The organism is Streptomyces sp. SGAir0957, assembly GCF_043523415.1.
Map to the genome: position 1 here is coordinate 3,271,306 of NZ_CP027293.1, position 13,403 is coordinate 3,284,708.

Annotated in this window: 13 protein-coding genes; 8 read left to right on the forward strand and 5 right to left on the reverse strand. The window is 70.4% G+C overall.

Going from position 1 to position 13,403, the window contains the following annotated elements:
* Window positions 1–16 precede the first annotated feature (16 nt).
* Both ppgK and C1N81_RS19570 read right to left on the reverse strand, forming a co-directional pair.
* The gene (gene ppgK / locus C1N81_RS19565; RefSeq protein ID WP_394430847.1) at window positions 17–763 is read right to left on the reverse strand and encodes a polyphosphate--glucose phosphotransferase; all 747 of its coding nucleotides are present in this window, start codon (window positions 761–763) and stop codon (window positions 17–19) included.
* A 30-nt stretch (window positions 764–793) separates the two neighbouring features.
* Window positions 794–1,792: a 4-hydroxy-3-methylbut-2-enyl diphosphate reductase gene (locus tag C1N81_RS19570; protein ID WP_394430849.1), complete on the reverse strand. Its 999-nt coding sequence runs from the start codon at window positions 1,790–1,792 to the stop codon at window positions 794–796.
* An 81-nt stretch (window positions 1,793–1,873) separates the two neighbouring features.
* Between C1N81_RS19570 and C1N81_RS19575 the strand changes: the two genes are divergently transcribed.
* From C1N81_RS19575 to C1N81_RS19590, 4 genes are all read left to right on the forward strand, one after another.
* Window positions 1,874–3,238: an APC family permease gene (locus C1N81_RS19575; protein WP_394430851.1), complete on the forward strand. Its 1,365-nt coding sequence runs from the start codon at window positions 1,874–1,876 to the stop codon at window positions 3,236–3,238.
* 157 nt (window positions 3,239–3,395) lie between these two features.
* Window positions 3,396–4,613, forward strand: coding sequence for an exodeoxyribonuclease VII large subunit (xseA, locus tag C1N81_RS19580; protein ID WP_394430853.1), 1,218 nt, complete (start codon window positions 3,396–3,398; stop codon window positions 4,611–4,613).
* Between the two features lie 17 nt (window positions 4,614–4,630).
* Window positions 4,631–4,879 carry an exodeoxyribonuclease VII small subunit gene (locus tag C1N81_RS19585; protein WP_394430855.1) on the forward strand — a complete coding sequence of 83 codons (249 nt, stop codon included), beginning with the start codon at window positions 4,631–4,633 and terminating at the stop codon, window positions 4,877–4,879.
* Window positions 4,880–5,021: 142 nt separating this feature from the next.
* Window positions 5,022–5,612: a malonic semialdehyde reductase gene (locus C1N81_RS19590; RefSeq protein ID WP_394430857.1), complete on the forward strand. Its 591-nt coding sequence runs from the start codon at window positions 5,022–5,024 to the stop codon at window positions 5,610–5,612.
* A gap of 94 nt (window positions 5,613–5,706) precedes the next feature.
* Here C1N81_RS19590 and C1N81_RS19595 read toward each other — a convergent pair whose 3' ends face one another.
* Window positions 5,707–6,252 carry a DUF4245 domain-containing protein gene (locus C1N81_RS19595; RefSeq protein ID WP_394430859.1) on the reverse strand — a complete coding sequence of 182 codons (546 nt, stop codon included), beginning with the start codon at window positions 6,250–6,252 and terminating at the stop codon, window positions 5,707–5,709.
* Window positions 6,253–6,447: 195 nt separating this feature from the next.
* Here C1N81_RS19595 and glpX point away from each other — a divergent pair, with 195 nt between their 5' ends.
* On the forward strand, window positions 6,448–7,488 hold the full coding sequence (glpX, locus tag C1N81_RS19600; RefSeq protein WP_394430861.1) for a class II fructose-bisphosphatase: 1,041 nt from the start codon (window positions 6,448–6,450) through the stop codon (window positions 7,486–7,488).
* 75 nt (window positions 7,489–7,563) lie between these two features.
* Here glpX and C1N81_RS19605 read toward each other — a convergent pair whose 3' ends face one another.
* Entirely contained in the window at window positions 7,564–7,932 is a 369-nt protein-coding gene (locus C1N81_RS19605; RefSeq protein WP_394430863.1) for a WhiB family transcriptional regulator, read from the reverse strand.
* 162 nt (window positions 7,933–8,094) lie between these two features.
* Complete coding sequence (locus tag C1N81_RS19610) at window positions 8,095–8,787, reverse strand: DUF1707 domain-containing protein (RefSeq protein WP_394430865.1); 693 nt, start codon at window positions 8,785–8,787, stop codon at window positions 8,095–8,097.
* Between the two features lie 165 nt (window positions 8,788–8,952).
* On the opposite strand from C1N81_RS19610, the gene C1N81_RS19615 reads away from it, so the two are divergent.
* The 3 genes from C1N81_RS19615 to C1N81_RS19625 all read left to right on the forward strand — a co-directional run bounded on the left by C1N81_RS19615 (window position 8,953) and on the right by C1N81_RS19625 (window position 12,978).
* Complete coding sequence (locus C1N81_RS19615) at window positions 8,953–10,623, forward strand: fumarate hydratase (protein ID WP_394430867.1); 1,671 nt, start codon at window positions 8,953–8,955, stop codon at window positions 10,621–10,623.
* 195 nt (window positions 10,624–10,818) lie between these two features.
* Window positions 10,819–12,204, forward strand: a complete 1,386-nt coding sequence (locus tag C1N81_RS19620) for a class II fumarate hydratase (protein WP_394430869.1) — start codon at window positions 10,819–10,821, stop codon at window positions 12,202–12,204.
* A gap of 93 nt (window positions 12,205–12,297) precedes the next feature.
* Entirely contained in the window at window positions 12,298–12,978 is a 681-nt protein-coding gene (locus C1N81_RS19625; protein WP_394430871.1) for a cytidylyl-2-hydroxypropylphosphonate hydrolase, read from the forward strand.
* The last annotated feature ends 425 nt before the right edge of the window (window positions 12,979–13,403 follow it).

Genomic DNA, 13,403 nt, shown 5'->3' on the forward strand with positions numbered 1-13,403 from the left:
CCGATGTACGAGCGCGCTACGCGCGCGAAGCGGCCATCGCCGCCCCCACGATCCCCGCGTTGTTCTGCAGCTGCGCCGGCACCATCTCCGCCTTGATACCCTCGATGAGCGGCAGGAACTTGTGCGCCTTGCGGCTGACGCCGCCGCCGATGACGAACAGGTCGGGCGAGAACAGCATCTCGACGTGGGCCAGGTACTTCTGGACGCGGTGCGCCCAGTGCTCCCAGCTCATGTCGTGGTCCTCCTTGACCTTGGTGGAGGCGCGGTGCTCGGCGTCGTGGCCGTCGAGTTCGAGGTGGCCGAGTTCGGTGTTGGGGACGAGGACGCCCTCGCTGAACAGGGCGCTGCCGATGCCGGTGCCGAAGGTGAGCAGCATGACGGTGCCCTTGTGGCCCTTGCCCGCGCCGAACTGCATCTCGGCGACGCCCGCCGCGTCCGCGTCGTTGAGCACGGTGACGGGCAGGCCGTCGAGCTTGGCGCTGAGCAGGGCGCGCGCGTCGACGTCGACCCAGCTCTTGTCGACGTTGGCGGCGGTTCGGATCGTCGAGCCGCCGGTGACGACGCCGGGGAAGGTGATGCCGACGCGCTCGCACCGGCCCCCGAAGTTGTCGACGACCTGCTTGACGCCGTCGGCCACCGCGTCGGGGGTGGCCGGTTGCGGCGTCAGTACCTTGAACCGCTCCTGGGCGAGGTCGCCGCGCTCAAGATCGACCGGGGCACCTTTGATCCCGGAACCGCCGATGTCCACACCGAAGATCTCCATGGGCACCACCGTACGACGCCGGGACGCCGGTCACTTCTCGGAGCGGGAACCCTGCATCAGAGCGGCGGCCTCGGCACGCAGGTCGCGCCGCAGCTCCTTGGGGAGCGAGAACGTGATGGACTCCTCGGCGGCCTTGACGATCTCCACGTCGGCGTAGCCGCGCTGCGAGAGCCACTCCAGGACCTCCTCGACGAGGACGTCGGGGACGGAGGCGCCCGAGGTGACGCCGACGGTCGTGACGCCGTCGAGCCAGCCCTCCTCGATCTCGGAGGCGAAGTCGACCAGGTACGCCTCGCGGGCGCCCGCCAGCTTGGCGACCTCGACGAGCCGCTTGGAGTTGGAGGAGTTGCGCGAGCCGACGACGATGACCAGCTCGGAGTCGGCGCCCATCTGCTTCACGGCGAGCTGACGGTTCTGCGTCGCGTAGCAGATGTCGTCGCTGGGCGGCGAGATGAGGCCGGGAAACTTGGTCTTCAGGGCGTCGACCGTCTCCATCGTCTCGTCGACGGAGAGCGTGGTCTGGGAGAGCCAGACGACCTTGGACGGGTCACGGACCTCGACCTTGGCGACGTCCTCGGGGCCGTCGACCAGGGTGATGTGGTCGGGGGCCTCGCCGGAGGTGCCGATGACCTCCTCGTGGCCCTCGTGGCCGATCAGGAGGATGTCGAAGTCGTCGTTGGCGTAGCGGATCGCTTCCTTGTGGACCTTGGTCACCAGGGGGCAGGTCGCGTCGATGGTGGCGAGCCGGCCGCGCTCGGCCTCCTCGTGCACGGTCGGGGCGACGCCGTGCGCGGAGAACATCACGATGGCGCCCTCGGGCACCTCGTCGGTCTGCTCGACGAAGATCGCGCCCTTCCGCTCGAGGGTTTGCACGACGTACTTGTTGTGCACGATCTCGTGGCGGACATAGATCGGGGCGCCGTACTGCTCCAGGGCTTTCTCGACGGCGATCACGGCACGGTCCACACCGGCGCAGTAGCCACGGGGGGCGGCGAGCAGGACGCGGCGGGAGCCGGTGGTAGCAGTCATGGCTCCATCGTAAGGCCGCGTACAGGAGGCCGAAGATCCCCCGCGTGCCGAGACTGGAAGCCCGCGATCTACGGAGGCACGATGTCCGCACCAGCCGACCCCGAGGTCCCCGACGGCACGCTCCGCCGTGACCTCGGCTTCCGTGACCTCGTCGTCTACGGGCTCCTCTTCATCGCCCCCATGGCGCCGGTCGGTGTCTTCGGCACTCTGGACGCCAAATCGCACGGCGCGGTCGCCCTCGTCTACATCGTGGCGACCGTCGCGATGGCGTTCACCGCTTTCAGCTACGCGCAGATGGTGCGGGTGGCTCCGCGGGCCGGGTCCGTGTACACCTACGCGCGCGTGGGGCTCGGCAAGGGCCCGGGGTTCATCGCGGGCTGGATGGCGATGCTGGACTACCTGCTGATCCCCGCCGTGGCGTACCTGTTCTCCGGCATCGCGATGAACGCGCTGGTGCCGTCGGTCTCCCGCTGGGTGTGGACCGCGCTGGCCGTGGTGATCACGACACTGCTCAACCTGTGGGGCGTACGGGCGGCGGCCCGGGTCGGTTTCGCGGTCCTGGCGCTGGAGATCGTCGTCCTGCTCGTCTTCGTGGTCTCCGCGATCGTGGTGCTCGCGCGGGACGGGGCGCAGCGGGACTGGCTGTCGCCGCTGTCCGGGGACGGGACGCAAGGCGCCTTCGCCCTGACGGCGGTGATCGGCGCCGTGTCGGTGGCGGTCCTCTCCTACCTGGGCTTCGACGCGATCGCCTCGTTCGCGGAGGAGGTGACGGGCGGCTCGGCGAAGGTGGCGCGGGCGGTGCTGTTCTGTCTGGCGCTCACGGGTGTGCTGTTCGTGGCGCAGACGTACCTGGTGGCGCTCCTGGAACCGACGACCTCGGCGCAGCTCGCGGCCGACCCGGGCAAGCAGGGTTCGGCGTTCTACGACGCCGTGGACGCGTCCGTCGGCGGCTGGCTGCATGACCTTGTGGCGGTCAGCAAGGCGATCGGGGCGGCGTTCGCGGCGCTCGCCGGGCAGGCCGCGGCGGGCCGTCTCGTCTTCGCGATGGCCCGCGACCGCCGCCTGCCGAAGGGCCTGTCCCGGACGAACGCGGGTGTCCCGCGCGCTGCGCTGCTCGTCGCCGCGGTGATCACGCTGGTGGCGGCGGTCTGGGCGGCCCGCCGCGACGACGGCATGGACCACCTGGTCTCGGTGGTCGACATCGGCGCCCTGACGGCGTTCACGCTGCTGCACGCGAGCGTGGTCGGCTATTTCGCCGTACGCCGCCGGGGCGGCCCGGTGAGCTGGTGGCGCCACCTCCTGATCCCGCTCCTCGGCGCGGCGATCACGGTCGCGGTGATCGTGGAGGCGTCGGGCACGGCACAGGTGGTCGGCGCGATCTGGCTGGTCGTGGGACTCGTGGTGCTGGTGGCGCAGCGGGGTCGGGTGACGGACCCACTGGGCTGAGCGCGGGGGTGGTTTGGTGGGCCGGGGGGCACCGGTACGCCGTGGGCGGCCCCGTACGCCAAGGGCAGCCGCTTGCACCGGGGCGGCCCCGTACGCCATGGGCGGCCCCGCACCCCAAGGGCGGTGTGCTGTCGGTCCTGGCCGTTACCCTCGCGGCATGGCTGCCAATACGTCCCCGGACGCCCCGCTCCCCGTGGGCGAGATCTCCCGGCTCATCGGCGGATGGATCGACCGGCTCGGCGCCGTGTGGGTCGAGGGGCAGATCACCCAGCTCTCCCGCAGACCCGGCGCCGGAGTCGTCTTCCTGACGCTGCGCGACCCGTCGTACGACATCTCGGTCTCGGTCACCTGCTACCGGCAGGTGTTCGACGCGGTGGCGGACGTGGTCCGCGAGGGGTCCCGGGTCGTCGTGCACGCGAAACCCGAGTGGTACGCGCCGCGCGGGCAGCTCTCGCTGCGCGCCGCGGAGATCCGCCCGGTCGGCGTCGGCGAGCTGCTCGCCCGCCTGGAGCAGCTGAAGAAGTCCCTGGGGCAGGAGGGTCTGTTCGCGGCGGACCGCAAGAAGCCGCTGCCGTTCCTTCCCCAGCTCATCGGGCTCGTGTGCGGCCGCGCCTCGGCCGCCGAGCGCGACGTCCTGGAGAACGCGCGCCACCGCTGGCCCGCCGTCCGCTTCGAGGTGCGCAATGTGCCCGTGCAGGGCGTGCACGCCGTGCCGCAGGTCGTCCAGGCGGTCAAGGAGCTGGACGCGATCGACGACGTCGACGTGATCATCGTCGCGCGGGGCGGCGGCAGCGTGGAGGACCTGCTGCCCTTCTCCGACGAGCAGCTGGTCCGGGCCGTGGCCTCCTGCCGTACGCCCGTCGTCTCCGCGATCGGCCACGAACCGGACAGCCCGCTGCTCGACCTCGTCGCCGACCTGCGCGCCTCGACACCGACCGACGCGGCGAAGAAGGTCGTGCCGGACGTCGGCGAGGAGTACGAGCGGGTGCGCTGGCTGCGCGACCGGGCCAGGCGCTGCATGGAGGCGTTCCTCGACCGCGAGGAGCGGGGCCTGGCCGCGGCGCTCTCCCGGCCCTCGATACAGGATCCGCACCGCATGATCGACGAGCGCGAGGAGCAGGTCGCCGCGCTCGCCGGGCGGGCCCGCCGCACGCTCGGCCACCTTCTGGACCGCGCGGAGTCCGACCTGACGCACACCCACGCGCGCGTGGTCGCCCTCTCCCCCGCGGCCACGCTCAAGCGCGGCTACGCGGTCCTGCAGAAGGCGGACGGCCATGTGGTCCGCGCCCCGGACGAGGCCGCGCCGGACGAGGAGCTGCGGGCCAGGGTCGCCGAGGGCGAGTTCACCGTACGCGTCACCACCACCGACACCTGATTGAGGACGGACCACGCATGACCACCACCGACACGGCCGCCGCGACGCTCGGTTACGAGCAGGCCCGGGACGAGCTGATCGACGTCGTACGACGCCTGGAGACCGGCGGTACCTCCCTCGAGGAGTCCCTCGCCCTCTGGGAGCGCGGGGAGGAGCTGGCCAAGGTGTGCCGCCGCTGGCTGGACGGCGCGCGGGCGCGGCTCGACGCGGCGCTCGCCGAGGAGAACGACGGGGAGGGCCCGGAGGACGACGCCGAGGACGCGTGACGCCGCGGCGGTGAGCGGGCCCACCCGAGGTTTGGTTGAAAGTTGAACCTCATTCGCGTACTGTCGTGGACACCGGCTGATCCGGAACGGATCGGATCACCGCAGCCGGCACGCCGCACGTCTGTACCGAGAAGGTTGATCGATGTCTCTCGTTCTTGACCCCGCCGCCCAGGACCTGCTCTTCCGCGAGGCCCGCACCGCGAACACGTTCACCGACGAGCCGGTGACCGACGAGCAGGTCCAGGCGATCTACGACCTGGTCAAGTTCGGCCCGACCGCCTTCAACCAGTCGCCGCTGCGCATCACCCTGGTCCGCTCCGCCGAGGCCCGCGAGCGCCTCGTCGGGCTCATGGCCGAGGGCAACCAGCCGAAGACGGCCACCGCCCCGCTGGTCGCGATCCTCTCCGCGGACAACGAGTTCCACGAGGAGCTCCCGGCCCTCCTCCCGCACTTCCCCGCCGCCAAGGACGCCTTCTTCTCCGAGCGTCCGGTCCGCGAGCAGGCCGCGCTGGTCAACGCCACGCTGCAGGCCGGCTACTTCATCGTCGGCGTCCGCGCCGCCGGTCTGGCCGCGGGCCCGATGACGGGCTTCGACTTCGCCGGCGTCCAGAAGGAGTTCCTGGACGACGACCACACCCCGCTGATGATCATCAACATCGGCAAGCCGGGCGACGACGCCTGGTTCCCGCGCTCCCCGCGCCTGGAGCTCGACCAGGTCATCACGACCGTCTGAGTTCCCGACCGAACGCGCGAAAGGGCCCCGGCACCAGCCGGGGCCCTTTCGCGCGACTGGTCGAGTACAAACCACAAACCAGTACAGACCAGTTCTACTGAGCGGGGGCGTCCTCGCCCTTCTTCATCTCCAGCGCCTCGGCCATCTTCGTCAGCTGCCCGAAGTCGGCCGTGCCGGTGACCAGGGTCGTCGACCCCTTCTCCGTCAGCACGAGGGCGTCGTACTTCTCGCCCTCGTAGCGCCGCCACTCCTTGCCGTCGATGGTCTGCTTGCGGCCGGTCTCCTCGGCGCCCTGGCTGGCGTCGTCGATGAACCGGGCCGGCTTGTCGGTGGACTGCTCGACGGCGACGTACTGGCCGTCGGGGTCGAGGAAGCCGAGGTGCCACGCCTCGTTCGACTCGCCCGTGTAGCGCACGGACGTCGGCTTCCACGCCTTGGGCAGGCCCGTGGGGGCGGCCACCGGGTACGAGGCCGCGCGCCGGGCCGTAAGCAGCTCGATGCGGTAGTCGACGCGCTTGACCGGCGGCTGCTTGGAGTCGTCGTGCGGGATGAACGCGTAGGCGACACCGGCCGCGGCGACGCAGACGCCGAGCGAGAGGACCAGGCTGCCGACCGTCTTCTTGCCATTTCTTGCTGCCACGTGCTCCATCGTCGCAGGTCCCCGAATGATCTCCGGCGGGAGGTCCCGAAATGCGCCACCCGGAGCCGGTAGGTCCGCTCAAACGTGGGGCGCCCTGCTCAGATTGTCGTACTGGCGATAGAGTCAGCCGTAATAACCCTCATCCGGCCGTCGTCGTATCCCGGTGAAAACGCCGGAACAGAAAGGTGCGTCTCGATGACCGAGCATCAGCATCATCAGCTTCCGTCCGAACTCGAGGTTCCCTCCGAGGCCCCGGACCGCAACCTCGCTCTGGAACTCGTCCGGGTCACCGAGGCCGCGGCGATGGCCGCGGGCCGCTGGGTCGGCCGCGGTGAGAAGAACGGGGCGGACGGCGCCGCCGTGCGCGCCATGCGGACCCTCGTCTCCACCGTGTCGATGGACGGCGTCGTCGTCATCGGCGAGGGCGAGAAGGACGAGGCGCCGATGCTGTTCAACGGTGAGCGGGTCGGGGACGGGACGGGCGCCGAGTGCGACATCGCCGTCGACCCGATCGACGGCACCACGCTCTGCGCCAAGGGCATGCCGAACGCCATCGCGGTCCTGGCCGCCGCCGACCGGGGCACGATGTTCGACCCGTCCGCCGTCTTCTACATGGACAAGCTGGTGACCGGCCCCGAGGCCGCCGACTTCGTCGACATCAACGCGCCGGTGTCGGTCAACATCCGCCGTGTCGCGAAGGCGAAGAAGGCGTCGCCCGAGGACGTCACCGTCGTCATCCTCGACCGGCCGCGCCACGAGGGCATCATCAAGGAGGTCCGGGAGACCGGCGCCCGGATCAAGCTGATCTCCGACGGCGACGTCGCGGGCTCGGTGCTCGCGGTGCGCGACGGGTCGGGCGTCGACCTGCTCCTGGGCATCGGCGGCACCCCCGAGGGCATCATCTCGGCCTGCGCCATCAAGTGCCTGGGCGGTGTCATCCAGGGCAAGCTGTGGCCGAAGGACGACGCGGAGCGGCAGCGGGCTATCGACGCGGGCCACGACCTGGACCGCGTCCTGTCCACGGACGACCTGGTCTCGGGGGAGAACGTGTTCTTCGTCGCCACCGGCATCACCGACGGCGAACTGCTGCGCGGCGTGCGCTACGGCTCCGAGACGGCGACGACCTCGTCCCTCGTGATGCGCTCGAAGTCCGGCACGATCCGGCAGATCGACTCCCAGCACCGGCTGAGCAAGCTGCGCGCGTACAGCGCGGTCGACTTCGACCGGGCCAAGTAGGCTCGGCCGCACCGGCCGCACGTGCGGGGGCGCCCCCAGATCCTGGGGGCGCCCCCGCTCACGTACGCCTGCGGACTAACCCGCCGCGGCCACCGCCCGCGCCGCCTTCTTGAGCTCGACCTCGCGGCGGCGCCTGCGGGCGAGGACCACGCGGCGCTCGGCCGCGGTCAGGCCGCCCCACACCCCGTACGGCTCCGGCTGGAGCAGGGCGTGCTCGCGGCACTCGACCATCACCGGGCAGCGGGCGCAGACCCGCTTGGCCGCTTCCTCGCGCGACAGACGCGCGGCGGTGGGTTCCTTCGATGGGGCGAAGAAGAGTCCCGCCTCGTCGCGCCTGCACACGGCCTCCGTGTGCCATGGTGCGTCCTGGTCCCGGTCCCCCACGGGCCCCCGCTGCGGCGGGACGGCGGAGACCTGCAGGGACTGATGCGGCGGATGCAGCACGGTCTACTCCTGACGACGGCTTACGACGGCTTTCGCGAGCGAGAGACGATGCAGCAAGCTCTACCCGCTGTGTCGACGCCTATGCACTGAGTTCCGAAGAGCGGAAGTAGCGGTACCCGTAGGGGAGTTCACCGCCGGTGCCGTCAGGGTGCGCGCGTCCCGTCAGTCCAGGTGCTTGCGCAAACGTTTGTCGACGTATCTGCCGACGTACTTGTGCAGGTCCGCGATGATCTTGCCGCGCTTGGGGCGTGCCTCGATGTTGCCGAGGACCGAGACGCCCTCGACGTGGACGACGGGCGCCTCCGGGTCGGCCGCGTCGAGCGTGTCCACCTCGAAGTTGCCGAGGACGCCGCCGCCGCTGCCGCGCAGCGACACGTTCTCCGGGACGCGGATCTCGACGTTGCCGAAGACCGAGACCGCCCGGATGTAGACCTGGGGGTGCTCGAAGATCGCCTCGCTGAGGTCGATCTCGACATTGCCGAACACGGCGTACGCGTGCGTGCGGCGGGCCACGCGCCAGCGGCCGCGCCGGGTGGTGGCGCTGAACACCGCCACCAGGTTGTCGCTGGGGCCCGCCGGGATCGTGCCGGGCGCCGGGCGGCCCGGCGCCGGGTCCGCGGCGGGGCGCGGGGCGTGCCCGCCGGGCAGGTCGCGGACCAGCGGCTCCAGCTCACCCACCGTCTTGGCGCGGTAGACGCCGTCGATCCGCTCGGCGTGCTCGTCCGCGTCGAGCCGGCCCTCGGCCAGGGCCTCGCGCAGGATGTCCGCGATGCGGTCGCGGTCGGCGTCGGATGCGCGCAGTGCGGTCGGGTCCGCCGCGGGGGCGCTCGGCTGGGGGCGCTTGTGAAGGTCCACGGCAGCAGCGTACCCAAACGCGATAGATCGCGACTAGGGGCAGCGGCCCGCCGATCTCGCGGAACTGAGCCTTACCTCACAGCGGCACCCGCTCGGCCAGGTTCTACGCTGGTTGGCGCTGCCAACGAATGCCAGCCGCTGTCTGCCGAGTGAGGAATGGGCGAGATGCCTGAGTTCGCGTACACCGATCTGCTCCCCCAGGGCGAGGACACCACGCCGTACCGGCTGGTGACCTCGGAGGGTGTCTCCACCGCCGAGGGGCCGGACGGCCGTACGTTCCTGAAGGTCGAGCCGGAGGCGCTGCGCAAGCTCGCCGAAGAGGCGATCCACGACATCCAGCACTACCTGCGCCCGGCCCACCTCGCGCAACTGCGCCGCATCGTGGACGACCCGGAGGCGTCGGGCAACGACAAGTTCGTCGCGCTCGACCTGCTGAAAAACGCGAACATCGCGGCGGCCGGCGTGCTTCCGATGTGCCAGGACACGGGCACCGCGATCGTCATGGGCAAGCGCGGCCAGAACGTCCTCACCGAAGGTGAGGACGAGAAGGCGCTGTCCAAGGGCATCTACGACGCGTACCAGAACCTGAACCTGCGCTACTCGCAGATGGCCCCGCTGACCATGTGGGACGAGAAGAACACCGGCTCGAACCTGCCCGCGCAGATCGAGCTGTACGCGACCGACGGCGGCGCCTACAAGTTCCTCTTCATGGCCAAGGGCGGCGGCTCGGCCAACAAGTCGTTCCTGTACCAGGAGACGAAGGCCGTCCTGAACGAGGCCTCCATGATGAAGTTCCTGGAGCAGAAGATCCGCTCGCTCGGCACGGCCGCCTGCCCGCCGTACCACCTGGCGATCGTCGTCGGCGGCACCTCGGCCGAGTACGCGCTGAAGACCGCCAAGTACGCCTCCGCGCATTACCTGGACAACGTCCCCTCCGAGGGCTCCGAGCTCGGCCACGGCTTCCGCGACAAGGAGCTGGAGGAGAAGGTCTTCGAGCTGACGCAGAAGATCGGTATCGGCGCGCAGTTCGGCGGCAAGTACTTCTGCCACGATGTCCGCGTGGTGCGCCTGCCCCGGCACGGCGCCTCCTGCCCGGTCGCCATCGCCGTGTCCTGCTCGGCCGACCGCCAGGCCGTCGCGAAGATCACCGCCGAGGGCGTCTTCCTGGAGCAGCTGGAGACGGACCCGGCGCGGTTCCTCCCGGAGACCACGGACGAGCACCTCGACGAGTCGTCGGACGTGGTGAACATCGACCTCAACCAGCCGATGGACGCGATCCTCGCCGAGCTGACCAAGTACCCGGTGAAGACCCGCCTCTCCCTGACCGGCCCCCTGGTCGTGGCCCGCGACATCGCGCACGCCAAGATCAAGGAGCGCCTGGACGCGGGCGAGGAGATGCCGCAGTACCTGAAGGACCACCCGGTGTACTACGCCGGCCCGGCCAAGACGCCGGAAGGGTACGCGTCGGGCTCGTTCGGGCCGACCACCGCCGGGCGCATGGACTCCTACGTCGAGCAGTTCCAGGCGGCGGGCGGCTCCAAGGTGATGCTCGCCAAGGGCAACCGCTCGCAGCAGGTCACCGACGCCTGTGACGCGCACGGCGGCTTCTACCTCGGCTCCATCGGCGGCCCGGCCGCGCGCCTGGCCCAGGACTGCATCAAGAAGGTCGAGGTCGTCGAGTACGAGGAGCTCGGCATGGAGGCGGTCTGGAAGATCGAGGTCGAGGACTTCCCCGCGTTCATCGTCGTCGACGACAAGGGCAACGACTTCTTCCAGAACCCGGCGCCCGAGCCGACGTTCACGCACATCCCGGTGCGCGGCCCCGGTCTCGCGTAACCACGCGTCTCGCGTAACCACGCGTCTCGCGTAACCACGCATCTCCCGTAACCACGCGTCTCCCGTAACCACGCGCGCATACCCACGCGCGCGTACCCGCCGGACGGGCTGAATCGAACGGCCCGTCCGGCGTTTCCCGGCGTTGCACGGCGTTTCTACGGGAACACCGCCGCTCTCCCCTGTGCTGTACGGGGTATGAGCGACTACCGGATCGAACACGACTCCATGGGCGAGGTGCGGGTCCCCGCCGACGCGAAGTGGCGGGCGCAGACCCAGCGCGCCGTGGAGAACTTCCCCGTCTCCGGGCAGCGCATCGAGCGCGCCCACATCGAGGCCCTCGCCCGGATCAAGGCGGCGGCGGCGAAGGTCAACGCGGAGCTCGGCGTCCTCGACAAGGACATCGCCCAGGCGGTCGCGGACGCTGCGGCGGAGGTCGCGGAGGGCCGCTGGGACGACCAGTTCCCGGTGGACGTTTTTCAGACAGGATCCGGCACCTCCTCCAACATGAACACCAACGAGGTGCTCGCCACGCTCGCCACCGAGCGCCTCGGCCGTGACGTCCACCCGAACGACCACGTCAACGCCTCGCAGTCGTCCAACGACGTCTTCCCGTCGTCCATCCACATCGCCGCCACGGCCGCCGTCACCCACGATCTGATCCCTGCCCTCGACCACCTCGCCGCCTCCCTGGAGCGCAAGGCGGAGGAGTTCGCCGACGTGGTGAAGTCCGGGCGTACGCACCTGATGGACGCCACCCCGGTCACGCTGGGCCAGGAGTTCGGCGGCTACGCGGCGCAGATCCGCTACGGCGTCGAGCGGCTGGAGTCCGCCCTGCCCCGGCTGGCCGAACTGCCGCTGGGCGGCACGGCGGTGGGCACCGGTATCAACACGCCGCCCGGCTTCCCCGCCGCGGTGATCGCCGAGGTCGCGCGCGCCACGGGCCTGCCGCTGACCGAGGCCCGCGACCACTTCGAGGCGCAGGGCGCGCGCGACGGCATCGTGGAGACCAGCGGGCAGCTGCGGACCATCGCCGTCGGACTGACGAAGATCGCCAACGATCTGCGCTGGGCGGCGTCGGGCCCGCGCACCGGGCTGGCCGAGATCAACCTGCCGGACCTGCAGCCCGGTTCGTCGATCATGCCGGGCAAGGTCAACCCGGTGATCCCCGAGGCGACGCTGATGGTCGCGGCGCAGGTCATCGGCAATGACGCGACGGTGGCGACGGCGGGCGCGGCCGGCAACTTCGAGCTGAACGTGATGCTCCCGGTCATCGCCAAGAACGTCCTGGAGTCGATCCGGCTGCTCGCCAACGTCTCCCGGCTGCTCGCCGACCGCACCGTCGACGGCATCACCGCCAACCGCGAACGCGCCCGCGAGTACGCCGAGTCCTCCCCCTCCGTCGTCACGCCGCTCAACAAGTACATCGGCTACGAGGAGGCGGCCAAGGTCGCAAAGAAGTCGCTCGCGGAGCGCAAGACGATCCGTGAAGTCGTCCTGGAGGGCGGCTATGTGGAGCGCGGGGACCTGACGGAGGAACAGCTCGACGAGGCTCTGGACGTCCTGCGGATGACACACCCGTGACGGGTGGGGTTCCAGAGGCGTACGAGGCGGCCGGATGACGTATTCGTGACCTGTGCCGCAGCGTCGTATGCCGACGGCACCTAATATCTGCGCATGACAGACGACGGCCGGACCGGCGGCGGGGAAGGCGGGCGATGGGCGCCCGGGGAGCAGATCCTGTGGCGCTATCGCGCCAACGGGGGCGACGGCTTCCACATCTGCCGTCCGGTCACGGTCGTCCGGGACACGGCGGACCTCCTCGCCGTGTGGATGGCCCCCGGCACCGAGTGTGTGAAGCCCGTCATGGCGGACGGCACCCCGGTCCACCGCGAACCGCTCGCCACCCGCTACACCAAGCCGCGGGCCCTGCGCCGCGACCACTGGGCGGGCGCGGGCGTGCTCAAGCTGGCCCGGCCCGGCGACCCCTGGTCGGTGTGGCTCTTCCGGGAGCCGGACTGGACCTTCCGCAACTGGTACGTGAACCTGGAGGCGCCGCGGGCCCGCTGGTCGGGCGGCGTCGACTCCGAGGACCACTTCCTGGACCTGTCGGTGTATCAGGACCGCACCTGGCGCTGGCACGACGAGGACGAGTTCGCGCAGGCGCAGGCGGCGGGCCTGATGAGCGCGGAACAGGCCGCGGAGGTACGGGACGCGGGGCGCCGCGCCGTCGAGGTGATCGAGCGCTGGGGGCAGCCGTTCTCGGACGGCTGGCAGCACTGGCGGCCCGATCCGTCGTGGCCGGTCCCGGCGCTGCCGGCCGACTGGGACCGTACGCCCGCGCACGTGTCGTCATGAGACCCTTGATGCGCCCCCATGGGGTAAACGTAGGATCGTCCTCCGCAAGAGCGCACAGCGACGCGAAGAAGAGCACAAAAACTGTCTCGCACCGCAACTCTTCGCGTGGTCAACGGGTCTGACGTATGCATAGGTCTGACGTATGCATAGGTCTGACGTATGCACAGGTCTGACGATGCATTGGCCCGACACGGTGTCGGTGAGGTCATCTAGGCGGCGGGAGCGTGGACGTGGGTGGAGCGGGCGGGGCCGACATGCCCGGCCGGACCTCGGCGGACCGGTGTCCGTACCCCGATGCGAACCTGTATGACGCGGAAGTTCCGTTCCCGGCACACCCGATCCGGGTATCGGATTTCCTGCGGGCACCAGCTGTTCCCCAACTGCCGGCGCGCCGGCCAGTGACACGGCGCGCAGCCCCGGACGGA

Excerpts from the sequence above, each read along its gene's own strand:
- ppgK (WP_394430847.1), bottom strand. The coding sequence starts at position 763 with ATGGAGATCTTCGGTGTGGACATCGGCGGTTCCGGGATCAAAGGTGCC.
- C1N81_RS19570 (WP_394430849.1), bottom strand. The coding sequence starts at position 1,792 with ATGACTGCTACCACCGGCTCCCGCCGCGTCCTGCTCGCCGCCCCCCGT.
- C1N81_RS19575 (WP_394430851.1), top strand. The coding sequence starts at position 1,874 with ATGTCCGCACCAGCCGACCCCGAGGTCCCCGACGGCACGCTCCGCCGT.
- xseA (WP_394430853.1), top strand. The coding sequence starts at position 3,396 with ATGGCTGCCAATACGTCCCCGGACGCCCCGCTCCCCGTGGGCGAGATC.
- C1N81_RS19585 (WP_394430855.1), top strand. The coding sequence starts at position 4,631 with ATGACCACCACCGACACGGCCGCCGCGACGCTCGGTTACGAGCAGGCC.
- C1N81_RS19590 (WP_394430857.1), top strand. The coding sequence starts at position 5,022 with ATGTCTCTCGTTCTTGACCCCGCCGCCCAGGACCTGCTCTTCCGCGAG.
- glpX (WP_394430861.1), top strand. The coding sequence starts at position 6,448 with ATGACCGAGCATCAGCATCATCAGCTTCCGTCCGAACTCGAGGTTCCC.
- C1N81_RS19615 (WP_394430867.1), top strand. The coding sequence starts at position 8,953 with ATGCCTGAGTTCGCGTACACCGATCTGCTCCCCCAGGGCGAGGACACC.
- C1N81_RS19620 (WP_394430869.1), top strand. The coding sequence starts at position 10,819 with ATGAGCGACTACCGGATCGAACACGACTCCATGGGCGAGGTGCGGGTC.
- C1N81_RS19625 (WP_394430871.1), top strand. The coding sequence starts at position 12,298 with ATGACAGACGACGGCCGGACCGGCGGCGGGGAAGGCGGGCGATGGGCG.